Origin of the sequence: Paraburkholderia caffeinitolerans (assembly GCF_902859945.1) — a bacterium.
Lineage (GTDB): Bacteria > Pseudomonadota > Gammaproteobacteria > Burkholderiales > Burkholderiaceae > Paraburkholderia > Paraburkholderia caffeinitolerans.
In genome coordinates, this window is sequence record NZ_CADIKL010000005.1 from 273,484 (window position 1) to 296,552 (window position 23,069).

The following is a 23,069-nucleotide window of genomic DNA, read 5'->3' on the forward strand; positions in this document are numbered from 1 at the left end:
AATAACGCATGCACGCAACTCCGATTCTCAGTATTGCGATCTGGATGCCGATCATTTTCGGCATCATCGTTCTTATAGTGGGTTCCCTTCGGAGCTCGAGCGCGGACCGCTGGCTCGCGCTCATCGGTTCGGTGCTTAGTTTCCTCGTCACCCTTCCGCTCGTTTCGGGCTTCGACACGACCACGGCTGCACTCCAGTTCGAGGAGAAGTCGGTCTGGATCGAGCGGTTCAATATTTCGTATCACCTGGGCATCGACGGCATTGCGCTGTGGCTCGTGGTGCTTACGGCGCTCATCACCGTGATCGTCGTTATCGCGGGCTGGCAGGTGATCCAGAAGAACGTCGCCCAGTATTACGCGGCGTTCCTCATCCTGTCGGGCCTGATGGTCGGCGTCTTCTGCGCCGCCGACGGTCTGCTGTTCTACGTGTTCTTCGAGGCCACGCTCATTCCGATGTACATCATCATCGGCGTGTGGGGCGGTCCGAACCGCGTGTATGCGGCGTTCAAGTTCTTCCTCTACACGCTGGCCGGCTCGCTGCTGATGCTGATCGCGTTGCTGTACCTCTACCGCGAGACGGGCACGTTCGACCTCGCCACGTGGCAGGGCGCGCAGCTTGCAATGACGCCGCAGATCCTGCTGTTCATCGCATTCTTCTTCGCGTTCGCGGTTAAGGTGCCGATGTGGCCGGTCCACACGTGGTTGCCGGACGCGCACGTTGAGGCGCCCACGGGCGGCTCGGTGGTGCTGGCCGCCATCATGCTGAAGCTTGGCGCGTACGGTTTCCTGCGTTTCTCGCTGCCGGTCGCGCCCGATGCCAGTCACTACCTGGCGCCGGTCATCATCACGTTGTCGCTGATCGCCGTGATCTATATCGGTCTCGTGGCGATCGTGCAGTCGGACATGAAGAAGCTGGTCGCGTATTCGTCGATCGCGCACATGGGCTTCGTGACGCTGGGCTTCTTTATGTTCGGCCCGTCGAGCCAACTGGCGATGGAAGGCGCGATCATCCAGATGATCTCGCACGGCTTCGTCTCGGGCGCGATGTTCCTTTGCATTGGCGTGCTGTATGACCGCATGCACACGCGCGACATCGCCGACTACGGCGGCGTCGTCAACACGATGCCGAAGTTCGCGGCGCTGGCCATGTTGTTCGCGATGGCCAACTGCGGCCTGCCGGGCACCTCGGGATTCGTCGGCGAATTCATGGTGATTCTGGCGGCAGTGAAGTTCAACTTCTGGATCGCTTTCGGGGCGGCGTTCACGCTGATCCTGGGCGCGGCCTATACGTTGTGGCTGTACAAGCGGGTGTACTTCGGCGCCATTGCGAACGACCATGTTCGCGAGCTGAAGGACATCAGCAGCCGTGAATACCTGATTCTCGGGGTGCTCGCGCTGCTCACGCTTTTCATGGGCGTCTACCCGAAGCCCTTTACCGATGTGATGCACGTTTCCGTGGAAAACCTCCTCTCCCACGTCGCAGTGTCGAAACTGCCGCTGTCACAGTAATACTGAGCGGAGGACTAAAAGATCATGCCAAACGCCCCTTTGAACGTTCTGCTACCCGACGCGCTGGTCATGACCGGCGTCATCGTTGCGTGGCTCAACGATACGTTCACCGGCCCCGAAGGCCGGCGTACGACCTATTTCATCTCGCTGCTGACCACGGTTATCGCCGGCATCTGGTTCGCAGTGATCGCGTTCGATCCGCACGTGTACTACTACTTCACGCGGATGTACGTGGTGGACGCGTTCGCCAGCGCGATGAAGTCGGTGGTCACGCTTGGTTACGCGGTCTCGATCGTGTACTCGCGCAAGTACCTCGAAGACCGCGACATGTTCCGGGGCGAGTTCTTCCTGCTCGGCATGTTCTCGTTGCTCGGCCAGCTCGTGATGATCTCCGGCAACAACTTCCTCACGCTGTACCTCGGCCTCGAGCTGATGTCGCTGTCGCTCTACGCGGTTATCGCGCTGCGCCGCAACGCGACGCAGTCGAACGAAGCGGCCATGAAGTACTACGTGCTGGGCGCGCTCGCATCGGGCTTCCTGCTTTATGGCATTTCGATGCTGTATGGCGCGACCGGTTCGCTTGACCTTGGCGACGTGTTCAAGGCGGTTGCCTCGGGCCATATCAATGACATCGTGCTGTTGTTCGGCGTGGTGTTCATCGTCGCGGGCGTGGCGTTCAAGATGGGCGCGGTGCCGTTCCACATGTGGGTGCCCGACGTCTATCAAGGCGCGCCTACGGCCATGACGCTGCTCACCGGCGGCGGTCCGAAGGTCGCGGCGTTCGCGTGGGCCGTGCGCTTCCTCGTCATGGGTCTGCTGCCGCTGGCCGTGGACTGGCAGGAAATGCTGATCATTCTGGCGGCTCTCTCGATGATCGTCGGCAACATCACGGGTATCGTCCAGCGCAACGTCAAGCGCATGCTGGCGTACTCGGCGATCTCGAACATGGGCTTCGTGCTGCTCGGCCTGCTGGCCGGCATCGTCGACAACAAGGCGACTGGCGCGGCCAGCGCGTACAGTTCGGCGATGTTCTACAGCATCGTTTATCTGATCACGACGCTCGGTGCGTTCGGCATCATCATGCTGCTGGCCCGCCGTGACTTCGAGGCCGAAACGCTCGACGACCTCAAGGGTCTGAACCAGCGCAGCCCGGTGTTTGCGTTCGTCATGATGCTCATGATGTTCTCGCTCGCCGGCATCCCGCCGACGGTTGGTTTCTACGCGAAGCTCGCCGTGCTCGAAGCAACCATGAACGCCGGCCTGACGTGGCTTGCCGTACTCGCCGTCATTACCTCGCTGTTCGGCGCGTTCTACTACCTGCGCATCGTCAAGCTGATGTACTTCGACGCACCGCAGGACACTGCGCCGATCGAGGGCCACGCCTGCAATCGCGCGCTGCTCACGCTCAATGGCGTGGCTGTGCTGGTGCTCGGCATTATCCCCGGACCGCTGATGTCGCTCTGCTTGCAGGCCGTCTCGCATACGCTGCCCCTGTAATGTCAGCAGCAGGGTGGTTTATTGTGTTGTTGGCGCTCGCGGGCGCCAACCTGCCGTTTCTCAATCAGCGGTTGTTGGGCATGGTGCCGTTGCGCGCGCAGAAGAAAAGCGTGTGGATTCGCATTGCCGAAATGATCGTGCTGTATTTTGTGGTTGGTGCGTTCGGCTTCATGCTGGAGGCGCGCGCCGGCAACCGCTTTGACCAGGGCTGGCAGTTCTACGCCATCACGTTCAGTCTCTTTGTCGTGTTCGCGTTCCCCGGCTTCACCTGGCAATATCTCGTCAAACGCCGCCCGGCGTAATGCATGCCCCTCGTCCTGGACGAGGGGCATGCCATTCGATCGCTTCGCGGTTTCCCGCGACTTCTCTGTACACGCGCTTCCCAGAGGTTGAACATGGCTGCTGAACATCACAAGCACGACCCGGCGCTCGCCGAGACGTGTGTGGAAAGCACGACGCTCCACGCGGGCAAATTCCTTACGCTCAAGTGCGACACGGTTGCCTTGCCGGACGGCAAGCATGCGACGCGCGAGTACGTCCAGCATCCAGGCGCGGTCATGGTGATCCCGCTCTTCGACGATGGCCGCGTGCTGATGGAGCGCCAATATCGCTATCCGCTTTCGCGGGTGATGACCGAATTTCCAGCGGGCAAGCTCGATCCGCAGGAAGGTGCGCTTGCCTGCGCAATCCGCGAGCTCAAGGAAGAGACGGGCTACGCAGCGCGCGAGTACGTCTATCTCGCGCAGATCCATCCAGTGATTTCGTACTCGACCGAATTCATCGACATCTATCTTGCGCGCGGCTTGACCGCAGGCGACGCCAAACTCGACGAAGGCGAGTTTCTCGAGACGTTCACGGCGACGCTGCCTGAACTGCTCGAATGGGTGCGCACTGGCAAGATCACCGATGTGAAAACGATTATCGGCACGTTCTGGCTCGAAAAAGCGCTGTCGGGCGTCTGGCCGCTTGGGCAGCCCGAGCGGAGCTGAGCTTCGCGTGCCGCTCCGGCGGCTGCAGCGGCGTCAATTCATTGAATACGGCGGCCTTCGGTTTCGAAGGCCGCCGTATTCATATCGGGCGGACATTTTTGCGTTGAGCGCACCATGCTGGACGGCGCTACAATCACCGGCAAACCGACCGTTCGGTACCGAAGAGGGTAGTGAATACCCTGGCCGAAATTTTACGAACGATCGTTCACAAATTTACGTTTTGAGCTACACTCAACGCAAGCCTCGATTCTCATGAAGGTCCTCGATTTACAGTGCCCAGACGGCCATCGGTTTGAAGGCTGGTTCGCTTCCGCTGACGACTACGAGTCGCAGCTTTCGCGCAAGCTGATTGAATGTCCGATGTGCGGCACCACCAATGTGAGCCGCGTGCCGTCCGCGCCCCGACTGAATTTGTCGGGCGCGAGCGAGGCATCGTCCGCTGCAGGCCATGCGCCACAGTCCGCCCAGGCGGCGCAATGGCAGGCGCATGCCATGCGCGTGATGCGCGAGGTCCTGGAAAAGACTGAGAACGTAGGCGACCGTTTCGCCGAGGAGGCGCGGCGCATTCACTACAACGAAGCGCCGGCGCGCAACATCCGCGGGGTTGCATCCGCGGAAGATGCGCAAGCTCTCGTCGAAGAAGGCATCGATGTGATGCCGCTGCCGGTTCCGGCCGCGTTGAAGGGTCCGCTGCAATAAGATCATGCGGGTCTTCACCGTGGCTTGGGGATGTGTTCCCCACCGGCCGCGGCCAGGAGACAACCCGCATGGATCTCGAATACACCCCCACCGACGACGCATTTCGCGCCGAAGTCCGCGCCTGGCTCGAGGCCAATCTGCCTCAAGCCGTGCGCGAGAAAGTGCTCAATCACAAGCGCCTCAGCCGCGACGACATCGCCAGCTGGCACAAGCTGCTCGGCCAGCGCGGCTGGTCGGCGCCCGCCTGGCCGGCCGAATATGGCGGCCCCGGCTGGAACGAAACGCAGCGCCATATCTGGGACGAGGAGTGCGGCCGCATCGGCGCGCCGATGGTTCTGCCGTTCGGCGTCTCGATGGTCGCGCCCGTGCTCATGAAGTACGGCAATGAAGCACAAAAGCGCCGCTATCTGCCGCGCATTCTCTCCGGCGAAGACTGGTGGTGCCAGGGCTATTCCGAGCCCGGCTCGGGTTCTGACCTGGCCTCGCTGCGCACGCGCGCCGTGCTGACCAAGGGCAGCGACGGCGACCACTACGTCGTGAACGGCCAGAAAACCTGGACCACGCTCGGCCAGCACGCCGACATGATTTTCTGCCTCGTGCGCACCGACCCCGCCGCGAAGAAGCAGGAGGGCATCTCGTTCCTGCTCATCGACATGAAGACGCCCGGCATCACCGTGCGCCCGATCATCATGCTCGACGAAGACCATGAGGTGAACGAAGTATTCTTCGAAGACGTGAAGGTGCCGGTCGAGAATCTCGTCGGTGAGGAGAACCGCGGCTGGACTTACGCGAAGTATCTGCTTGGCCATGAGCGCACGGGCATTGCGCGCGTGGGTGTATCCAAGCGCGAACTCGCGTTCCTCAAGCGCGTCGCGCTCGAGCAGAAGAAGCACGGCAAACCGCTGCTGCACGACCCGGTTTTCGCGGCGCGCGTGGCCGCCGTCGAAATCGAGTTGATGGGGCTTGAAGTGACCGCCGAGCGCGTGATCGCGAGCAGCGGCCATGGGCGAGGTCCGGGCCCCGAGGCGTCGATGCTCAAGATCAAGGGCACTGAAATCCAGCAGGCGCTCACCGAACTGATGGTCGATGCGGTCGGTCCGCTCGGCGCGCCGTTCGATCCGGCGTTCCTCGAGGGCGAGCGCGCACACGCGGCCGGCGGCGACGACGATGCAGCACCGCTCGCGGCTTACTACTTCAACTATCGCAAGACGTCGATTTACGGCGGGTCGAACGAAATCCAGAAAAACATCATCGCGCAGATGATTCTGGGGATTTGAGGAGCGGCGCAATGGACTTCAATTTCACCGAAGAGCAGCAGCAACTTGCCGACGCGCTGCGTCGCTATCTCGACAAGAATTACGGCTTTGAAGCACGCCAGGCGATCGTAAAGACGCCCGAGGGCGTGTCGGCCTCGCACTGGAACGCGTTCGTCGAACTCGGCCTCACGGCGCTGCCGGTGCCGTCGGAGCAGGGCGGCTTCGACGGTTCGCCGTTCGACATGCTCGTGGTCATGCAGGAACTGGGCCGTGCGCTCGTGATCGAGCCGTACTGGGCGACGGTCGTAGGCATCGAGGCGCTCAAGCTTACGTGCGCGGAAAATGCGCAGAACGCGCAACTGCTGGAGCGCGCGGCGGCGGGCGAGATCAAGCTCGCAGCGGCATTTCACGAACCCGATGCACGCTACGACTTGTTCGCGCTTGAAACGCTCGCGAAGGAAACCGGCGACGGCTTTACGCTCACGGGCAGCAAATCGGTCGTGCAGCACGGTGCGCAGGCCGATTACTGGATCGTGCCGGCCCGTCTCGCGGGCGAAGTCGCGCTGTTCGTGGTGGCGCGCGATGCGAAGGGCGTCGAGGTGAGCGACTATCGCACGATCGACGGTCAGCGCGCCGCGACGCTCAAGTTCGACGCCGCGAGTGCGCGTCGCCTTGCCGGTGCGAGCGCGGCAACGTGGGAGCAAATCGCCGATTACGCGACGTTCCTGCTGTGCGCGGAAGCCGTGGGCGCCATCGACGCGCTCAATCACGCGACCGTCGAGTACACGAAGACACGCCAGCAGTTCGGCGTGCCGATCGCGCGCTTTCAGGCGCTCCAGCACCGCATGGCTGAAATGCTGATCCATGGCGAGCAGGCCCGTTCGCTCATGTATCTGGCGGCAGCGCGCTACAGTAGCGCTTCGGTCGACGAGCGGCGTCGTGCGATTTCCGCAGCCAAGGTTCGCGTGGGGCAGGCGGCGCGCTATGTCGGCCAGCAGGCCGTGCAGTTGCACGGCGGCATGGGCGTGACCAACGAAGTCGCGGCGGCGCATTTGTTCAAGCGCCTCACGATCATCGAGACTACGCTAGGCGACGTCGATCACCATCTCGAACGTTTCGCTTCGCTGCCGGGGTTTGCGCAGGCAGCCGCTTGAGGTTCGATGCGCGCGTCGTGAAGCAACACGAAACGGAGAAACATCGATGGGTGTGAGTTACGAAGATCTCGAAGTGGGCAAGGCGTATGAAATCGGCTCGCACACGTTCGGGCGCGAGGAGATCGTGCAGTTCGCGCAGCAGTTCGATCCGCAGCCGTTTCATTTGAGCGAGGCGGCCGGCGAGGCATCGCACTTCGGCGGCCTCGTCGCGAGTGGCTGGCACACGTGCTCGGTCATGATGGGCCTGCTCGTGCGCAACTTCCTCGAAGGCTCGACGTCGATGGGTTCGCCCGGCATCGACGAGATCCGCTGGATCAAGCCGGTGCGCGTCGGCGACACGATTACGTTGACCAACAACATCGTGAGCAAGCGCGTTTCGCAGAGCAAACCGGACCGCGGGATTGTCGAAACGCGCTGGGACGGCCGCAACCAGCACGGCGAGATCGTCGTGACGGTGAGCTCGAAGGGATTGTTCGGGCTGGCCCATCCCGGGCTGGCCCATCCCGGCGGTGCCTCTTGAGCGCGGTGACTGCGGTGGAAATTGCCGACGTCACCGCCTTGCGCGCGCTCGTAGGCGCGCAGCCGCTGCTGAGCGACTGGCGCACGGTGAGCGAGTCGAACGTGCAGGGCTTCGCCGACGCGACCGACGATCACCAGTGGATTCACGTCGACGCGGAGCGAGCGCGTCGCGAGTCGCCGTTCGGCGGACCGATCGCGCATGGTTTTCTCACGCTCTCGCTCGTGCCGGCGTTGCTCGCGGAGACGGTCCCGATGCGTCAGCGCATGGGCGTAAACTACGGGCTTAACCGCGTGCGCTTCACGTCGCCGGTGCCGGTGGGCGCGAGGGTGCGCGCGCGCATCGGCGTGAAAGAGGTGAGCGACGTGGAGGGCGGCGGCGCTCAGGTCGTCTGGGACATCGGCATCGAATGCGAGGGCAACGAACGACCCGCGTGCGTGGCCGAATTCATCACCCGGCATTACTTCTGAACGAACCGCTGAGCGCGCTTATCCATTTGCGCGCGTTCAGAATGAACAAGGGGCGCCTGGCCATAAGCCGCGCGCCCCTTGTTCGTTTTGGCTTGTTCCGATCGTCAGGCTGCCTTCGAGCCGTGCTTCTCGTACTGCGTCGCGCCGAACAGGATTTCTCGCGCCTTGTCGTCCGTGAGCGCCTTGCGCGCGTTCGCCAGCACCTCGACGCCGCGCTGGACCGCAGGGCGTGCCGCGATGGTCTCGTGCCAGCGCTTCACGTTGGGCAGCGCGTCGAGATCGATACCCTGGTTTTGCCACGAGCGCGTCCACGGGAACGCGGCGATATCGGCGATGGTGTATTCGTCGCCGGCCAGATATTCGGTTTTTTCCAGCTGCGTTTCCATCACGTTGTAGAGGCGTTTCGCCTCGTTCGTGTAGCGGTTCACGGCGTACTCGATCTTCTCGGGCGCATAGATGCGGAAGTGGTGTGCCTGGCCGAGCATGGGTCCGAGGCCGCCCATCTGGAACATCACCCACTGCAGCACGTCGTAGCGCGCAGCGAGATCTTCGGGCATGAACTTGCCGGTTTTCGCAGCCAGGTAGATCAGGATCGCGCCCGATTCGAACAGCGAAAACGGCTTGCCGTCGGCACGCGCCGGGCCTTCTGAATCCGTGATCGCAGGGATCTTGTTGTTCGGGCTGATTTCGAGGAATTCGGGCTTGAACTGATCGCCGGCTCCGATATCGATGGGATGCACACAATATTCGAGGCCGGTCTCCTCGAGCATGATATGGACTTTGTGGCCGTTGGGCGTGGCCCAGCTGTAGACGTCGATCATCGTGGCTCCTTGGCACCTGGACGAAGGCGCCGCCGGACTTGCGCGGCGCGTGAACTGGCGCAAATTAGCATACATCGGCGGGCCGCGCAGAGGGCGCATGAGCACCCCTGCTGCGCTTATGGGCTTGATCTTTTGCGGACCAGAAGCGGGCCTCGAGCCTCGATCGTCTATGAACGCGTGATCGGCCTCTCCACGCGCGAGGCCACCGCCGGGTCGGTGTAGCGCGCAAGCTCTAGCCTGGCGATGGCGTTGCGATGCACCTCGTCGGGGCCATCGGCGAAACGCAGCGTGCGCGCGTGCGCGTACGCATAAGCGAGCGGAAAATCGCCGCTCACGCCGCCGCCGCCATGCACTTGGATGGCCCAGTCGAGCACCTGGCAGGCCATATTCGGCGCGACTACCTTGATCATCGCGATTTCGCCGCGCGCGCCCTTGTTGCCCACGGTGTCCATCATGTACGCGGTCTTGAGCGTGAGCAGGCGCGCCTGCTCGATCATGCAGCGGGCCTCGGCGATACGCTCCTGCGTGACCGTCTGCTGGGCGATGGTCTTGCCGAACGCGGTGCGTGAGAGCGCGCGCTTCGCCATGAATTCGAGCGCGCGCTCGGCAACGCCAATCAAGCGCATGCAATGGTGAATGCGGCCTGGCCCGAGGCGTCCCTGCGCGATCTCGAAGCCGCGGCCCTCGCCCAGCAGAATGTTCGACGCCGGCACGCGCACATTTTCGAGCGTGATTTCCATGTGGCCATGCGGCGCGTCGTCGTAACCGAACACGGTGAGCGGCCGCTTGACCGTGATGCCGGCTGTATCGGCCGACACGAGAATCATCGATTGCTGCGCGTGGCGCGGCGCATCGGGATCGGTCTTGCCCATCACGATATACACCGCGCAGCGCGGATCGCCCGCGCCCGAGGACCACCACTTCGTGCCGTTGATCACGTAGTGGGCGCCGTCACGTTCGATGCGCGTCTGGATGTTGGTCGCATCCGACGACGCGACCTCGGGCTCGGTCATCAGGAAGGCCGAGCGAATCTGGCCTTCCAGCAGCGGCGTCAGCCACTGGCGCTTATGCTCTTCGGTGCCGTAACGCTCGATGGTTTCCATGTTGCCGGTGTCGGGAGCGTTGCAATTGAACACTTCTGGTGCCCAACTCACGCGGCCCATGATCTCGCACAGCGGCGCATATTCGAGGTTAGTGAGCCCCGCGCCACGCGTCGAATCAGGCAGGAAGAGATTCCAGAGGCCGGCTTCACGCGCCTTCAGCTTGAGTTGCTCGATGATCTCCGTAGGCACCCAGGGGTTGCCGTTCGCGCGATTGCGCTCGACTTCCTCGTGGAAGACGGTCTCGTTCGGGTAGATGTATTCGTCGAAGAACGCGAGCAGTTTCTCGCGCAACGCCTGTACTTTCAGGGAGTAGTCGAAATTCATCCGGGACCTCGCAAATAAGGAGCACTGCGTAAGGATCGAGTGCCGATGGAATACCGAGAATCGATGGGGGCCAAACCGCGCTAGCGCACCTGTTGCGCGTACTGCCACGCGAGTTCGGCCATGGGTTTTGCGCGTCGCCCGGCATCGGCGGCCAGGGCGCTCGCGGCTGTGCCGTCGACCACGCGTTTCATGATCCCCTGCAGGATGGCCGCGATGCGGAACATGTTGTAGGCGAGATAGAAGTTCCAGTCGCCACGAATCTCGAGGCCCGTGCGCTCGCAATAGCGTTGCACGTAATGCTGCTCGTCGGGAATGCCGAGTGCTTGCCAGTCGAGGCCGCCAATGCCGCGGAACTGGCCGGGATCCACATGCCAGGCCATGCAGTGATACGAAAAGTCGGCGAGCGGGTCGCCGAGCGTCGAGAGCTCCCAATCGAGCACCGCGAGCACGCGTGGCTCGGTGGGGTGGAAGATCAGGTTGTCGAGCCGGTAGTCGCCATGCACGACCGAAACGCGCGCGCCCGTGTTGTCGGGCAGGTGCTGCGGCAGCCATTCGATCAGACGGTTCATCGCGTCGATCGGCTCGGTTTCCGAAGCCTGATACTGGCGGCTCCAGCGATCGATCTGGCGTGCGAAGTAATTGCCGGGCTTGCCATAGTCGGCCAGTCCGATGGCGGCGGGGTTCACGTTGTGAAGCGCGGCGATCACGCGGTTCATCTCCGCATAGATCTCGCCACGCTGCTCGCGCGTCATGCCGGGCAGTGCCTGGTCCCACAGCACGCGGCCCTCGACGAACTCCATCACGTAGAACGCCCGGCCGATCACGGCTTCGTCTTCGCAGAGCGCGAGCATCTTTGCGACCGGGACGTCGGTGGTGCCGAGCGCGGCCATTACGCGATACTCGCGCTCGATCGCGTGCGCCGAAGGCAGCAGCTTCGCCTTCGGACCGGGCTTCGCGCGCATCACGTAGCTGCGCTTTGCCGTGGCGAGCTTGAAGGTCGGGTTCGACTGGCCGCCCGCAAACTGCTCGACCGTGAGCGGTCCTTCGAAACCGTCGACATGCGCGGCGAGCCAGGCGCTCAGCGCCCCGGTGTCGAAACGCTGACGCTCGGCGACGGCGCGCGTGCCTTCGAACGCCGAAAAATCGGGCGAGCCGCTGGCGGTTGTCTTGTCTCCATCCGGATTGGCTTGCGCCATGTTCGTCTCCCTTCTCGTCGAAGCGTTACAGGAGCGACGATTCGCTTATCGCTTGTAGACCGGTTGCCGCTTTTCGAGGAACGCGGTGATGCCTTCGAGCCCGTCGCGGTGATGCAGCGAGGTCACGAAGGTCTCGCGTTCCGCAATGAGGTGGTCGTCGAGCGATTGCATGCCCGCTGCGCTCGTCAGCCCCTTGATGCGCGTGACCGCGTTCGGCGAGATCTTCGCGAGATCGTCGGCCCAGGCGAGCGCCGTATCGAGCGCCTTCTGCGGCTTTGCGACGCGGTTCACGACGCCAAGGTCCGCGAGGCGCGTCGCGCCGATAGGCTTGCCTTCGACCATCAATTCGAACGCGAGTGCACGCGGCAGCGCGCGCGCGAGGAACCACGAGCCGCCGCCATCGGGCGTGAGGCCCACGCGCGAGTAGGCCATGACGAATTTTGCGTCGTCGGCGGCGACCAGCAGGTCGGCGGCGAGCGCGAGCGAGAAGCCCGCGCCCGCGGCGGCGCCTTCGACCGCGGCGATCACGAGCTTGCTCGACTGGCGCATTGCCGTGACCCATTGCGCGAGCATGTCGATGCTGGCGGCCTGCACGGAAGGGTCCTTGGCGCGGTTTTCGAGCAGACGATTCAGGTTGCCGCCCGCGCAGAAGAAGTTGTCGGCACCCGTGAGCACGATCGCGCGCAGCGAGTTGTCGCGCTCGGCCGCGTCGAACGCTTCGATTGCGGCGGCGTACATGTCGGGATGCAGCGCGTTGCGTGCGCCGGGGTTCGACAACGTCAGCACGAGCGTGGAGTCGTGGTCGTGCGGGCGAGTGCTGCGGAGTTCTGCGCTCATTGCGGTGCCTCGTTTATTGCGTTGATGTCCGCGGCGTCGGGTTGCGTGAGAGACAGGCCGAGTTGCGCGCGACGAGCGAGCCAAGGCGACGGGCGATAGCGCGGATCGCCGAGCACGGCGTGGATGTTGTTCAGGATGGTGAGTATCGTGCGTGCGCCCACTGCGTCGCCGAGTGAGAGCGGCCCGCGCGGATAGCCGAGGCCAAGCGTGACAGCCAGATCGATGTCGTGTGGCGAGGCGATCTGCTTTTGGGCGATGTCGCAGCCGATATTCACGATCGTCGCGACGATGCGCTGCGCGACGAAGCCCGTGGAATCGCGGATCACCGTAACCGGCACGCCGTCGGCGGCGAAGAGCGCATGGCCCGCGTCGCGGGCGGCGCGCGTGGTGGCGGGCGTCGTCATCAGCGTGCGGCGCTTCGCGCCGACGAGCGGGAACAGCGTGTCGATGGCGACGACGCGGCTTGCGTCGAGTTGCTCGTCGAGCGCGGCGGTGGTGGCGTCGAGGCCAAGCGGCGCGATCACGATGAGCGAGTCAGCGCCGGGCGCGTCGCCTTCGTCGATGGCGATGCCCGCTTGGGCGGCAAGCGCGAGCACGGCCTCGCGCGCTGCGGCATTGCGGCGGCTCACCCAAACGCGCGTGGGCAGTTTTGTGGGCGCGACGGGCTCTTGCGGCACTTGCTGCTTGCCATCGATATAACGATAAAAGCCTTCACCGCTCTTGCGGCCCACGAGTCCGCCCGCGAGGCGCACGCCGGTAATGGGCGAGGGCGTGAAGCGCGGCTCTTCATAGAACTGGTGATAGATCGACTCCATCACGGGATGCGAGACATCGAGTGCGGTCAGGTCCAGCAACTCGAACGGTCCGAGCCGGAAGCCCGCCTGCTCGCGCATGATACGGTCGATATCGGCGAAGCTGGCCACGCCTTCGCCGGCCACGCGCAGGCCTTCGGTGTTCATGCCTCGGCCCGCGTGATTGACGATGAAGCCAGGCATGTCCTTCGCACGCACGGGCGTGTGGCCCATGCGGCGCGCGAGCGCCATGAGCGCGTCGCCGGCGGCGGAGTCGCTGCGCAGGCCGTCGATCACCTCGACCACTTTCATCAGCGGCACGGGGTTGAAGAAGTGATAGCCCGCGACGCGCGAGGGATCGCCGCAGGCAGCAGCAATCGCCGTGATCGACAGCGACGACGTGTTCGAAGCGAGCAGGCAGTTGCCGCTCACCACGGTTTCGAGTTCGCGAAAGAGAACGCGCTTGGCGTCCAGGTTCTCGACGATCGCTTCGACCACGAGATCGCAGCCCGCAAGCCCGTCGATCGTGTTCACACCCGTGACGCGCGCGAGCGCGGCGTTGGCATCGGTCTCGCTGAGCTTGCCTTTTGCGGCGAGTTTCGCGAAGGTATCGGCGAGATGCGCGCTCGCTACAGCGACCGCTTGTGCATTGGTATCGTAGAGGCGCACCGCGAGGCCCGCCTGCGCAGCAATCTGGGCGATGCCACGGCCCATTGCGCCGGTACCGACGATGCCGATTGTCTCAATGTTGAAATGATGGGAAGTCATTGGAAGCCTGGCTCCATGATTGGCCTAGAATAGCACGGTCGTACAATTCATCGAAAACGATTCGGCGGGTTCAAGACGGACGCCGCTGCCTGCAAGGAGGCTATGAGAATGATCAAGCTGCATGGTTTTGCGCTGTCGAACTACTACAACAAGGTCAAGTTCGTGCTGCTCGAGTATGGCATTGCGTTCGAGGAAGTGACGGCGAAACTCCCGCTTGCCGAGGCGCAACTGGACCAGTCGCCTACCGGCAAGGTGCCGTTTGTCGAGACCGAGCAGGGCTTTCTGTGCGAGTCGGAGGTGATCGTCGAATATCTGGCGGCTTGCTATCCCGAGAAGCGCATTTTCTCCGCCGATCCATGGCAGGCGGCCAAGGAGCGTGAGCTCATCACCGTGATCGAGACGCATCTGGAGCTCGCGGTGCGTGAACTCTATCCTGAAGCGTTTTTTGGCGGGACGGTGAGCGCGGACGTCAAGGCCAGCGTCGAGAAGCGCCTGAATCGTTACATCCCAAGCTTCAAGCGGCTCGCGAAGTTCGCGCCGTATGTGGGCGGGGAGCAGTTCGGGATCGTGGATATCGCGGCGTTTGCGAGCTTGCCGCTCGTTGCGATGGCGACGCAGAAGATTTACGGACGGGACTTTGTCGCTGATGCCGGCATCGACTGGAAGTCGTACCTGAAGCTCGTGGGCGAGCGGCCTGCGGCCCAGCGCGTGGCCGCCGAGCGCAAAGCCTATATCGAAGCCAATGCTTAAGCGTCGCGCCTGCATGGCATAGGCCGCCTGGCAGGCGGCTTTGTGGCGTGGCACGGCCTGTGGGCATGAGTGCCGCGCCGACTTGCGCGATGCTCGGGAACGCCTTGTCGTTCTTGGATGCATCGCGCGTTACCGGGCGTCAGAGTCGCGCGAGGCGCTCGAGCGCGGTCGCGAGCGTGCTTTCCTGTTTGCCGAAGCAAAAGCGCACGACGCCCGATTCGTGCGACTCGTGATAGAACGCCGACACCGGAATAGCCGCCACGCCAATCTCCGCCGTGAGCCACTTCGAGAATTCGGCTTCGGGCAGGTCGCTGATCGCCGAATAGTCCACGCACTGGAAGTACGTGCCCTGGCACGGCAGCAGCTTGAAGCGCGAGTTCGCGAGGCCAGCGCGGAAGAAGTCGCGTTTCTTCTGATAAAACGCGGGCAGTTCCAGATACGGCTTGGGATCGCGCAGGTACTGCGCGAGACCGACTTGCATCGGCGTGTTCACGGTGAACACGTTGAACTGGTGCACCTTGCGGAATTCGGCGGTGAGTGGCGCTGGCGCCGCCACGTAGCCGACCTTCCAGCCCGTCACGTGAAAAGTCTTGCCGAAGCTCGACACAATGAAGCTGCGCGCGGCGAGCTCCGGATAGCGCGCGACGCTCTCGTGCGGCTGGCCGTCGTAGACCATGTGTTCGTAGACTTCGTCGGAGAGGATCAGCACGTTGGTGCCGCGCACGATCTCTTCGAGCTTGCGCATGTCTTCGGCGCGCCACACCGTGCCCGTGGGGTTGTGCGGGGTGTTGATGAGGATGAGGCGCGTCTTGGGCGTGATGGCCGCGGCGAGGCGGGAGAACGGAATCGCATAGTCGGGCGCTTCGAGCGTCACGAACACGGGCTTGCCGCCTGCCAGTTCGATCGACGGCAGGTAGCTGTCGTAGGTCGGTTCCACCACGATGACTTCGTCGCCGGGATGCACCGCGCACAGGATCGCCGTGAGCAGCGCCTGGGTAGCGCCCGCCGTCACGGTGATTTCGGTATTGGCGTTGTAGCGATGGCCGTAGATATTCGCGATCTTCTCCGCGATGGCTTCGCGCAAAACGGGCATGCCGGCCATCGGCGGGTACTGGTTGTGGCCGTCGCGCATGGCCTGCGCGACCGCGTCGACGATGCGCGAATCACAGTCGAAGTCGGGAAAGCCCTGACCCAGGTTCACCGCGTTCTTTTCGGCGGCGAGCGCGCTCATCACCGTGAAGATCGTCGTGCCGACGTCGGGCAGGCGCGAGGGGAAAGAGGGCGAGAGCAGCGGGGTTTGCGACGGATCTTGCGAGGGATGCGATGCGTTCATGGCGCTGGCGGATGGAAGACAGTGGAACGGGAAAACCCGATTGTAGGCAAATCGGTCGGGCCGCGATCGGTGGGGGCGTGAGCTGCTGACCTGTTGGTCATACGCCGGCCCAGGCCGCTGAGGTTTCGGCGACAAAGGCGTCAGGCGTGCCGATGCGAAAGCCGAAATCGCGAGCGATGCGCTTCGCGAGCTTGAGCACTGCACGGTCCTTCGATACGAGCCACGCAGCGCCGCTGGCCCGCGCAAGCTCCAGGAACTTCTGGTCATCGCGATCGCGGCATTGGGGTAGAGCTCGGGCGTCAGCGGGCGGCGCCGGAGGCTCGATTTGCCTCACGAGCGTCGCCAGCGTGGCGAGCGCGGCCGCTTTATCCGTGCCGCGACCCTGGAATTGCGGGTAGTCCAGCACGTGCGCAAGTTCGGCATGACAACGTGCGTCGATCAGCGCATCGAGCGCGCCACGTTCGATCGCGGCGCGAATGGGACGCGTATGCGGATCGTCGAACACGAGAATGTCGAGCCACACATTCGAGTCGAGCACCACGGCGAGTGCATTTTGCGCGCCCGTGGCGGCGGATGGAGTGGGGAAGCTGTCTGAGGGCGTAAAACCGGTCATTCGTGAATTCGCTACAATCGGGCTTTCGCCTTTGAACATCGGCACGCTCGTGCCTGCAAGCCTCTATGATAATCGTTCTGTCGCCGGCCAAATCGCTCGACTATGACACGCCAGCGCACATCGAAACCCACACCATCCCCGATTTTGTCGACGAAGCAGCCGAGTTGATCGATGGCCTGCGCCGCCTTTCGCCGCAGCAGATCGGCACGCTCATGAGCATCTCGGATCCGCTCGCCAGCCTGAACTTCCAGCGCTACGCCGATTGGTCGAGGCACTTTAGCGAGGCCAACGCGAAGCAGGCCGTGCTCGCGTTCAACGGCGACGTGTACGAAGGCTTCGACGCAAAATCGCTCACTCACGCCGACCTCGATTACGCCCAGCAGCACGTGCGCGTGCTGTCGGGCCTGTACGGCGTGCTGCGTCCGCTCGATCTGCTGCAGCCTTATCGGCTGGAGATGAGCACACGCTTCGAGAATGCGCGCGGCAAGGACCTCTACGCGTTCTGGGGCGAGCGCATCACGCACGCGCTTAACGCGCAGTTCGAGTTCAACCAGAAAAAAGCGAAGAAAGGTGCGCGCGTGCTGGTGAATTGCGCGTCGACCGAGTACTTCAAGGCTGTGAAGCCAAATGCGCTTGCGGCGCCCATCATCACGCCGGTGTTTGAAGACTGGAAGGGCGGCCGCTACAAGATCATCAGCTTCCACGCGAAGCGCGCGCGCGGGCTGATGGCGCGCTATGCGGTCGAGAACCGCATAGCCGAGCCCGAGGGGCTCAGGGCCTTCGATATGGAAGGTTACGCGTTCGATGCAGAGGCATCGAACGATTCGACGTATGTGTTCAGGCGGCGTCTGGCCGATTAAGCGGCCGGATTGCTGACCCAGCGAAGGAAACAGACATGACGATTTCCATTTCCAGCCAGTTCGACGCGGGCGCGATTGAAGTGCTCTCGTGCGAGCAAGCCGACGATATCCGCCTGCGCGTGCGTGCCGACAGTCAATCGGATTTCGCGCAGTGGTTTTATTTCCGCCTCACGGGCGGCCGCGGCGAGCGCTGCGTGATGACGTTCGAGAACGGGTCGGCGTGCGCGTTTCCCGAAGGGTGGCGCGACTACCAGGCCGTGGCGAGCTACGACCGCGTGAACTGGTTCCGCGTGCCGACTTCGTATGACGGCAAGGTGTTCGTCATCGACCATACGCCCGACTTCGACAGTGTCTACTACGCGTACTTCGAGCCGTACAGCGAGGAGCGCCATTCCGAATTTCTCGGCGCGCTCCAGCAGCTTCCGCATGCGACGCTGAGCGAACTCGGCCAAACGGTCGAGGGCCGGCCAATGACCTTGCTCTCGCTCGGCATGCCGGGCGACACCACGCCCGAGGGCAAGCCCAAGAAGACGGTCTGGATCATCGCGCGCCAGCACCCGGGCGAGTCGATGGCCGAATGGTTTGTCGAAGGGCTCGTGAAGCGGCTGGCGGGCTGGGGCGACTGGTCGGGCGATCCGGTCGCGCGCATGCTGCTCGAGCGCGTGATCTTCCACATCGTGCCGAACATGAACCCGGACGGCAGCGTGCATGGCAATCTGCGCACCAACGCGGCGGGCGCGAACTTGAACCGCGAATGGATGGAGCCCGATGCGAAGCGCAGCCCCGAGGTGCTCGTCGTGCGCGAGGCAATCGAGACAACCGGTTGTGATCTGTTCTTCGACATTCACGGCGACGAGACACTGCCTTATGTGTTCGTGGCCGGCTCGGAAATGCTGCCCGGCTTCACCGAGCAGCAGCGCATCGAGCAGGCCGCGTTCATCGAGGCGTTCAAGGTGGCGAGCCCGGACTTCCAGGACAAGCACGGCTACGAAGCGAGCCGCTATCGTGAAGACGCACTCAAGCTCGCGTCGAAGTACATCGGGCATCGCTACGGTTGCCTGTCGCTCACGCTCGAAATGCCGTTCAAGGACAACGCGAACCTGCCCGATGAGCGGGTGGGCTGGAATGGGGAGCGCAGCGCCGCGCTAGGCGCCGCCATGTTGCAAGCCATCTTGCAGCACGTCGTCAAGTTCGCCTGACGCAAAGGCGCGTACCTTCGCGGGTAGCAGCATGACAAAGGGGGAAGCGGTTCACACCGCTTCCCCCTTTGTCATGTGTGGCGCGTGCCATGCGGGCAGCGCCGGGTCGTCATTGCGTTGTCGACTTCTTTTTCGTGGTCGTTTTCTTGGCGGTCGACGTGGTGGTCGATTTCGTCGTCGACTTGCTGGTCGTCTTGCTCTTTGTGCTTTTCGTGCTCGTGGCCGAGGACTTGTGGCCCGATTTGCTCGAAGCCGTCGTTTTCTTGCTCTTGCCGGTGGTCTTCTTCGACTTCGTGCTGTGCTTGCTGCTGGCGTGGGCCGCAGTGCCGCCTGCCGCGGCGCGGGACTCGCTGCGCGCACGCAATGGCGGTACGGGATCGTTCCAGCTGAACGCGAGAATCTGCTGGCCAATGTAGCCGCAGCGGAACTTCAGATCATAAGGCCCATGACTGCTGTCTTTCGGAATGCCGATGCCATCGACGGTTACGATCGTGTCGACCTTCACGCGCTGCTTGCCTTCGTCGAACGAGTCGTTCCAGGGCGTGACGGTAGAGTGTGCGCTGTCGAAAGAGCTGGGAGGAAACTCGACATGATCGAGTGCGTCCGAAGTGCTGGCAATGAAGTTGCCATGCGCGGCGCAACTTGCAACCAGCGGGTCGGCATGCATCTGTGTAACGAAGGTATTTGCGAGATCGCTTTGCCGGCCCGCAAGATCCCCTGGTTGATCGATGGGGCCGGCTTGAGTAGCCTGATCCTGATCGAGCGGATCGGCCTGAGCGGGCAGCGTACAAACGAATGTGAGACTCACGGCGCAAGCGGCCAACCGGCCAATTACCGTCAGCAACTGGCGAGATGCGTTGTAGCGGTCCATCTGATTATTCTGGATGAGGGTGGGACATCAGGCACCGTAAGATGCTGCGCCGCATGGATGAGTTCCGGGGCCGGACAAATATTTCGCGGAGCCGGCTGGCGGAATGGCTTCCTGGCGTGGCTGCCGCGCAAGCTGCGGCCTGTGGCCGCGCTGTGTCCGGGTCAGGTGCGCGGGCCGCCCAGCCGATAGCGCCGCACGTCGTAGGTGGTGACCCACGCGGGGCGATAGACAGCGATTAGCGCCGTGGCCATGCCGGTAAACCAGGCCTCGCCAGACGCGAGCAAGAATACGCTGAAGGCATAGCCAGCGGGCACGGTGAGCATCGAGCCGCTGTTGAGCGCGACGTGGGTGCCGAGTGCCAGATAGGCTGCCGCCGATACCGCGATGGCAGGCGAGACAAAACCCTGGCCGACGATGAACATGAAGAGATTGCGGGGCAGCCATGCAGTGCAGGCACGCTGCATCAACGCAGAGATGGCTACCGGGAATGCGCCGAATACGAGGAAGGTGAGTGCGACGCCGTCCCAAGGGGCGTCGAAGACGACCGCGGCCAGCACAACGACCACCGCCATGGCAACGAGTGCGAGTCCCCAGTCGAATAGTGTGACGACGAGGGTGGCGCCAAGCAGATGCAGCACGGTGCCGTCCTCGAGCCAGGCATTGCTCGCCCACAGCACGGAGACCGCCACGATGATGGCAAGCCACACGTGCTGGAGCGTAGCGTCTTGCAGACGCTTGAACGGGTTGTTCCATAGCGCGAGCGCGAGCAGGCCCCCGGCTGCAATCCATGCACCGACGATGACCCACAGCGGAAGCGGCGTATACAGGAACCCCATGTGCTTCATATTACTCGTTGGAACGCAAAACGTGTGCGCAGCTGGGCGGCGTCTCCGGTTCTTCGCTGTTCGAGTCTGCCTCGGAGCGAGGCCCAAGTGGGGCTGATGCCGCGTCGCCGTAGGGAACGCTCGGTTCTGCGGCTATCGGGAGTGCATCTCCACTGTCGTCTTGTCGCAACGGATAGCGGAAGGCGCGCTTGGCACGCAAGCGCAACGGCACCGGGCCGTGTTCACCATATGCGGGCTTTGGCGCGCTGTCCCGGCGTGTGCGCAGCACTTGCAGCTGATTCGCCAGCAAGCCGTTGTATATCGCGACGGCAGCCGCACGATTGGGAGCGCCGAGTTGCTGGAAGATGCTCGCCAGATGGACTTTGACGGTGCCCTCGCTGATGCCGAGCGCTCTGGCAATCATCTTGTTCGTGGCGCCCATGTGGACACAGCGGAGGATCTGCTCTTGGCGCGGAGAAAGGCTCACGTTGAGGTGTGCCTTGGCCACGTGCGCCGCGCTTTTGCCGTGGCGGCGCTGTGGCACCGGCCACGAGCCGGGTGGGCAGAACGAAGGACCGAATATGTCGGCGGGCAGGTGGTCGCCGCCGAGCAGGATTAGCTCGAGCAGTTTCACGATCAGGATTGAGTCTGTTGTTCGCCTGATGATGCCGCGTGCGCCTTCGGAAAGTACCGCTCGAAGAGAGTGTGGTGGCTCGGTGCGGTCTACGAGCACGGCAACCGGTAGCGTCTGATGCCGGCTCGCGAAGTTGTGCAACTCGCCTGGGCGGATGCCGTCGTGCCAGTCGATCACCAGCAGGTTTGGTGTGAAGCGCTGCATTGCGCGCTCGGCGCTGCGCCAGTCTGGCGCGTCATTAAAGCGTGCGCGCCGGTCGATTTGTCGTAGCAGCGCCTTGAGCCCTTCGCGCCGTTCGGCGTCCGGATTGAATACCGCAAACCGCATAGCATAGCCCTCCTCTTGTGAATGGCCCCTCTCGAAATGTTGTGCGGCGCATGCCCTGCACACGCTGCTTAAAACCGGGCCAACAGCACCATGATGACAAAAAGCTTGCGTCGCGGCGGCCTGTCCAGATGGCGTAGGACATAGGGCAAAAAAAAGCCCCGCACATAGGCGGGGCAGGGTAGGAATATGTCGTATTGCTTAGTGGAAATGTGGCTGAACAGGCTCAGCATCTTCCGGCATCTCGGCATGAACAATCTCACCGAGTGGGTCTGCGTACAGAGGCACGCCGCAGTCGTCGCAGTATTCCGGCTCGAAACGGCCGGCATGGCGGCGGATGTCGGTGATGCCCGATTCCTTCAGCAGCGCGACGATCTCTTCGAGCGGGCCGGTACCGATATTTTCTTCGGACGGCTCCTCGTCGATGTCGGCATCGCCGTTCTCGCGGCCGTAGAGCGGCCAGACCACGCCGTACAGGACGTCGTTGCTGCCGCGCTTCGTGAATCCGACGCGGTATTCGTCGATGCGCCGTTCGCCAAAGCCGGCGACAACGGCGCGCAGGTCCTGGGCGCTTGCATCGATCGTATCGAGCAGGTAGCGTACCGCGGTGCGTATGGTGTGGGGGCGAACGCGTTCGTCGGCGTCGCGGCAGGCTGAATAGTAGGCGTCCGGCAGCAGACATTCGAATTCGCAACCAGGCATCACGACGGCAAGATTGGCGCCGCCCTGCGTGGCCCATTGCTCGAGGCACTGGCCACGCTCGATGCGCGAACCGTGCTCCTCTTCCTGCCAGCGGAATAGCGGCGCGCCGACCGGCGCGGCAACCACGGCTAGCAGGAAGCGCGGGTCGGCGAGGATTGGTGAAGTCTCAGGCAATTCGCCCGCGCTGATCTTCGCTGCGGTGCCGTTCAGGGCCGCTTGCGACAGCTGCTGTGCGAGACGCCAGGTCTCGACGTGGTGGCGGGGCAGTTGGTCGATGCTGTAGAGATAGGGGGCCATCGCTACGCGCGTGCCGCTCGCTAGCACGTGTGCCTGCAGGTGCGTACGCAGCGCGTCCGATGCGTCCGACTTGAGCGGCCCCGACGGAATGACATAGCGGGTCCAGGCAAGTACGGGGGCCGCAACGAGCAGCGCCTCATATTGTGTGCCGTCGTGCTCGATGAGAAACGACTCGCTATGGGTCTCGGCCATATCGGCGAGCGCGCCATAGGCGTCGGGGTGGTTCTGCTGAAGATGGTCGAGCGCGGCGTCGAGCGTAGTCTGGTTGCCGTTGCGCACGACCTTCGCGAGCAGCGTGTCAAGCTTGGCCTCCCAGAAGCGGTCTTCGGTGCGGCTGCCTGAGGCGAACAGGGCGAGCGACAGGCCGACGAGCTTGTCGGCATCGGGAGGAAGGCGTTTGGCGATTCGCGAGCGCATAAATCCGTGAGTTGGGATGCAGAGAACCCCATATTCTAGTCTGTTCCGCGCAGGCCATCGGTTTGCCCTACAGAGTGGCTTGGGGCAAGTGTACGGGATGGGGCTGGACACTTCGCCGCAAGCGATTGAGGTGCGTCGGTGGTGCCAGTGGCTGTGGCTAAAAAACCCCTTGCCAGATCGCGTTTGCGTGACTAGAATTCCGCTCCTTCGCTAGCTGAAGTCCGGCAGCGAAGCCTGCCGCGAGAAACGGCGGGGGTGTGGAAGTCGACAGTTTTTAAACGGTGACGTTAAAAAAGATGTTGACGAAACGCGAAA

General features: G+C 63.2%; 23 protein-coding genes. 12 read left to right on the top strand and 11 right to left on the bottom strand.

Features of this window, described 5'->3' with window-relative positions:
- The first annotated feature begins 8 nt into the window (after positions 1 to 8).
- From HV773_RS07190 to HV773_RS07230, 9 genes are all read left to right on the top strand, one after another.
- On the top strand, positions 9 to 1,508 hold the full coding sequence (locus HV773_RS07190; RefSeq protein WP_129561607.1) for an NADH-quinone oxidoreductase subunit M: 1,500 nt from the start codon (positions 9 to 11) through the stop codon (positions 1,506 to 1,508).
- A gap of 24 nt (positions 1,509 to 1,532) precedes the next feature.
- Positions 1,533 to 3,005, top strand: coding sequence for an NADH-quinone oxidoreductase subunit NuoN (gene nuoN, locus HV773_RS07195; RefSeq protein ID WP_129561608.1), 1,473 nt, complete (start codon positions 1,533 to 1,535; stop codon positions 3,003 to 3,005).
- A complete protein-coding gene (locus HV773_RS07200; RefSeq protein ID WP_129561609.1) occupies positions 3,005 to 3,307 on the top strand; it encodes a DUF2818 family protein in 303 nt (100 codons plus the stop codon). Before nuoN ends, HV773_RS07200 begins: the two co-directional genes overlap by 1 nt.
- Positions 3,308 to 3,400: 93 nt before the next feature.
- The gene (locus HV773_RS07205) at positions 3,401 to 3,994 is read left to right on the top strand and encodes an NUDIX domain-containing protein (protein ID WP_129561610.1); all 594 of its coding nucleotides are present in this window, start codon (positions 3,401 to 3,403) and stop codon (positions 3,992 to 3,994) included.
- 252 nt (positions 3,995 to 4,246) lie between these two features.
- Complete coding sequence (locus tag HV773_RS07210) at positions 4,247 to 4,693, top strand: DUF1178 family protein (RefSeq protein WP_129561611.1); 447 nt, start codon at positions 4,247 to 4,249, stop codon at positions 4,691 to 4,693.
- A 68-nt stretch (positions 4,694 to 4,761) separates the two neighbouring features.
- Positions 4,762 to 5,970 (top strand): acyl-CoA dehydrogenase family protein, encoded by a 1,209-nt coding sequence (locus HV773_RS07215; protein WP_129561612.1) that lies wholly within the window; start codon positions 4,762 to 4,764, stop codon positions 5,968 to 5,970.
- Positions 5,971 to 5,981: 11 nt separating this feature from the next.
- Complete coding sequence (locus HV773_RS07220) at positions 5,982 to 7,103, top strand: acyl-CoA dehydrogenase family protein (protein WP_129561613.1); 1,122 nt, start codon at positions 5,982 to 5,984, stop codon at positions 7,101 to 7,103.
- Positions 7,104 to 7,149: 46 nt separating this feature from the next.
- On the top strand, positions 7,150 to 7,623 hold the full coding sequence (locus HV773_RS07225; protein ID WP_129561614.1) for a MaoC family dehydratase: 474 nt from the start codon (positions 7,150 to 7,152) through the stop codon (positions 7,621 to 7,623).
- A complete protein-coding gene (locus HV773_RS07230) occupies positions 7,620 to 8,090 on the top strand; it encodes a MaoC family dehydratase (protein WP_129561615.1) in 471 nt (156 codons plus the stop codon). The genes HV773_RS07225 and HV773_RS07230 overlap by 4 nt, the downstream gene beginning before the upstream one ends.
- Before the next feature lie 104 nt (positions 8,091 to 8,194).
- Here the strand turns inward: HV773_RS07230 and HV773_RS07235 are convergent, their stop codons facing one another.
- The 5 genes from HV773_RS07235 to HV773_RS07255 all read right to left on the bottom strand — a co-directional run bounded on the left by HV773_RS07235 (position 8,195) and on the right by HV773_RS07255 (position 13,930).
- Positions 8,195 to 8,911, bottom strand: a complete 717-nt coding sequence (locus tag HV773_RS07235; RefSeq protein ID WP_129561616.1) for a glutathione binding-like protein — start codon at positions 8,909 to 8,911, stop codon at positions 8,195 to 8,197.
- 167 nt (positions 8,912 to 9,078) lie between these two features.
- Complete coding sequence (locus HV773_RS07240; protein ID WP_129561617.1) at positions 9,079 to 10,338, bottom strand: acyl-CoA dehydrogenase family protein; 1,260 nt, start codon at positions 10,336 to 10,338, stop codon at positions 9,079 to 9,081.
- Positions 10,339 to 10,418: 80 nt separating this feature from the next.
- Complete coding sequence (locus HV773_RS07245; RefSeq protein WP_129561618.1) at positions 10,419 to 11,534, bottom strand: phosphotransferase; 1,116 nt, start codon at positions 11,532 to 11,534, stop codon at positions 10,419 to 10,421.
- 45 nt (positions 11,535 to 11,579) lie between these two features.
- A complete protein-coding gene (locus tag HV773_RS07250; protein ID WP_129561619.1) occupies positions 11,580 to 12,371 on the bottom strand; it encodes an oxepin-CoA hydrolase, alternative type in 792 nt (263 codons plus the stop codon).
- A complete protein-coding gene (locus HV773_RS07255) occupies positions 12,368 to 13,930 on the bottom strand; it encodes a 3-hydroxyacyl-CoA dehydrogenase (protein WP_129561620.1) in 1,563 nt (520 codons plus the stop codon). Before HV773_RS07255 ends, HV773_RS07250 begins: the two co-directional genes overlap by 4 nt.
- Before the next feature lie 108 nt (positions 13,931 to 14,038).
- On the opposite strand from HV773_RS07255, the gene HV773_RS07260 reads away from it, so the two are divergent.
- Positions 14,039 to 14,680: a glutathione S-transferase family protein gene (locus HV773_RS07260; protein ID WP_129561621.1), complete on the top strand. Its 642-nt coding sequence runs from the start codon at positions 14,039 to 14,041 to the stop codon at positions 14,678 to 14,680.
- A gap of 139 nt (positions 14,681 to 14,819) precedes the next feature.
- Here the strand turns inward: HV773_RS07260 and HV773_RS07265 are convergent, their stop codons facing one another.
- Both HV773_RS07265 and HV773_RS07270 read right to left on the bottom strand, forming a co-directional pair.
- Positions 14,820 to 16,013 (bottom strand): pyridoxal phosphate-dependent aminotransferase, encoded by a 1,194-nt coding sequence (locus HV773_RS07265; protein WP_129561622.1) that lies wholly within the window; start codon positions 16,011 to 16,013, stop codon positions 14,820 to 14,822.
- Between the two features lie 97 nt (positions 16,014 to 16,110).
- Positions 16,111 to 16,626 carry a putative toxin-antitoxin system toxin component, PIN family gene (locus HV773_RS07270; RefSeq protein ID WP_129561623.1) on the bottom strand — a complete coding sequence of 172 codons (516 nt, stop codon included), beginning with the start codon at positions 16,624 to 16,626 and terminating at the stop codon, positions 16,111 to 16,113.
- Between the two features lie 65 nt (positions 16,627 to 16,691).
- On the opposite strand from HV773_RS07270, the gene yaaA reads away from it, so the two are divergent.
- Complete coding sequence (gene yaaA, locus HV773_RS07275; protein ID WP_129561624.1) at positions 16,692 to 17,486, top strand: peroxide stress protein YaaA; 795 nt, start codon at positions 16,692 to 16,694, stop codon at positions 17,484 to 17,486.
- Positions 17,487 to 17,521: 35 nt separating this feature from the next.
- Complete coding sequence (locus tag HV773_RS07280; RefSeq protein ID WP_129561625.1) at positions 17,522 to 18,685, top strand: M14 family metallopeptidase; 1,164 nt, start codon at positions 17,522 to 17,524, stop codon at positions 18,683 to 18,685.
- A gap of 109 nt (positions 18,686 to 18,794) precedes the next feature.
- On the opposite strand, the gene HV773_RS07285 is transcribed toward HV773_RS07280, so the two are convergent.
- The 4 genes from HV773_RS07285 to HV773_RS07300 form a co-directional block, all read right to left on the bottom strand.
- Positions 18,795 to 19,556 carry a BspC domain-containing protein gene (locus HV773_RS07285; RefSeq protein ID WP_129561626.1) on the bottom strand — a complete coding sequence of 254 codons (762 nt, stop codon included), beginning with the start codon at positions 19,554 to 19,556 and terminating at the stop codon, positions 18,795 to 18,797.
- Positions 19,557 to 19,717: 161 nt separating this feature from the next.
- Entirely contained in the window at positions 19,718 to 20,392 is a 675-nt protein-coding gene (locus HV773_RS07290) for an energy-coupling factor ABC transporter permease (RefSeq protein ID WP_129561627.1), read from the bottom strand.
- Between the two features lie 10 nt (positions 20,393 to 20,402).
- On the bottom strand, positions 20,403 to 21,341 hold the full coding sequence (locus HV773_RS07295; RefSeq protein ID WP_129561628.1) for a helix-turn-helix transcriptional regulator: 939 nt from the start codon (positions 21,339 to 21,341) through the stop codon (positions 20,403 to 20,405).
- Positions 21,342 to 21,539: 198 nt separating this feature from the next.
- Positions 21,540 to 22,754 (bottom strand): DUF2863 family protein, encoded by a 1,215-nt coding sequence (locus HV773_RS07300; protein ID WP_129561629.1) that lies wholly within the window; start codon positions 22,752 to 22,754, stop codon positions 21,540 to 21,542.
- Between the last annotated feature and the right edge of the window lie 315 nt (positions 22,755 to 23,069).

Coding starts and splice junctions, on each gene's coding strand:
- HV773_RS07190 (WP_129561607.1), top strand. CDS start 9: ATGCACGCAACTCCGATTCTCAGTATTGCGATCTGGATGCCGATCATT.
- nuoN (WP_129561608.1), top strand. CDS start 1,533: ATGCCAAACGCCCCTTTGAACGTTCTGCTACCCGACGCGCTGGTCATG.
- HV773_RS07200 (WP_129561609.1), top strand. CDS start 3,005: ATGTCAGCAGCAGGGTGGTTTATTGTGTTGTTGGCGCTCGCGGGCGCC.
- HV773_RS07205 (WP_129561610.1), top strand. CDS start 3,401: ATGGCTGCTGAACATCACAAGCACGACCCGGCGCTCGCCGAGACGTGT.
- HV773_RS07210 (WP_129561611.1), top strand. CDS start 4,247: ATGAAGGTCCTCGATTTACAGTGCCCAGACGGCCATCGGTTTGAAGGC.
- HV773_RS07215 (WP_129561612.1), top strand. CDS start 4,762: ATGGATCTCGAATACACCCCCACCGACGACGCATTTCGCGCCGAAGTC.
- HV773_RS07220 (WP_129561613.1), top strand. CDS start 5,982: ATGGACTTCAATTTCACCGAAGAGCAGCAGCAACTTGCCGACGCGCTG.
- HV773_RS07225 (WP_129561614.1), top strand. CDS start 7,150: ATGGGTGTGAGTTACGAAGATCTCGAAGTGGGCAAGGCGTATGAAATC.
- HV773_RS07235 (WP_129561616.1), bottom strand. CDS start 8,911: ATGATCGACGTCTACAGCTGGGCCACGCCCAACGGCCACAAAGTCCAT.
- HV773_RS07240 (WP_129561617.1), bottom strand. CDS start 10,338: ATGAATTTCGACTACTCCCTGAAAGTACAGGCGTTGCGCGAGAAACTG.
- HV773_RS07245 (WP_129561618.1), bottom strand. CDS start 11,534: ATGGCGCAAGCCAATCCGGATGGAGACAAGACAACCGCCAGCGGCTCG.
- HV773_RS07250 (WP_129561619.1), bottom strand. CDS start 12,371: ATGAGCGCAGAACTCCGCAGCACTCGCCCGCACGACCACGACTCCACG.
- HV773_RS07255 (WP_129561620.1), bottom strand. CDS start 13,930: ATGACTTCCCATCATTTCAACATTGAGACAATCGGCATCGTCGGTACC.
- HV773_RS07260 (WP_129561621.1), top strand. CDS start 14,039: ATGATCAAGCTGCATGGTTTTGCGCTGTCGAACTACTACAACAAGGTC.
- HV773_RS07265 (WP_129561622.1), bottom strand. CDS start 16,013: ATGAACGCATCGCATCCCTCGCAAGATCCGTCGCAAACCCCGCTGCTC.
- HV773_RS07270 (WP_129561623.1), bottom strand. CDS start 16,626: ATGACCGGTTTTACGCCCTCAGACAGCTTCCCCACTCCATCCGCCGCC.
- yaaA (WP_129561624.1), top strand. CDS start 16,692: ATGATAATCGTTCTGTCGCCGGCCAAATCGCTCGACTATGACACGCCA.
- HV773_RS07280 (WP_129561625.1), top strand. CDS start 17,522: ATGACGATTTCCATTTCCAGCCAGTTCGACGCGGGCGCGATTGAAGTG.
- HV773_RS07285 (WP_129561626.1), bottom strand. CDS start 19,556: ATGGACCGCTACAACGCATCTCGCCAGTTGCTGACGGTAATTGGCCGG.
- HV773_RS07290 (WP_129561627.1), bottom strand. CDS start 20,392: ATGGGGTTCCTGTATACGCCGCTTCCGCTGTGGGTCATCGTCGGTGCA.
- HV773_RS07295 (WP_129561628.1), bottom strand. CDS start 21,341: ATGCGGTTTGCGGTATTCAATCCGGACGCCGAACGGCGCGAAGGGCTC.
- HV773_RS07300 (WP_129561629.1), bottom strand. CDS start 22,754: ATGCGCTCGCGAATCGCCAAACGCCTTCCTCCCGATGCCGACAAGCTC.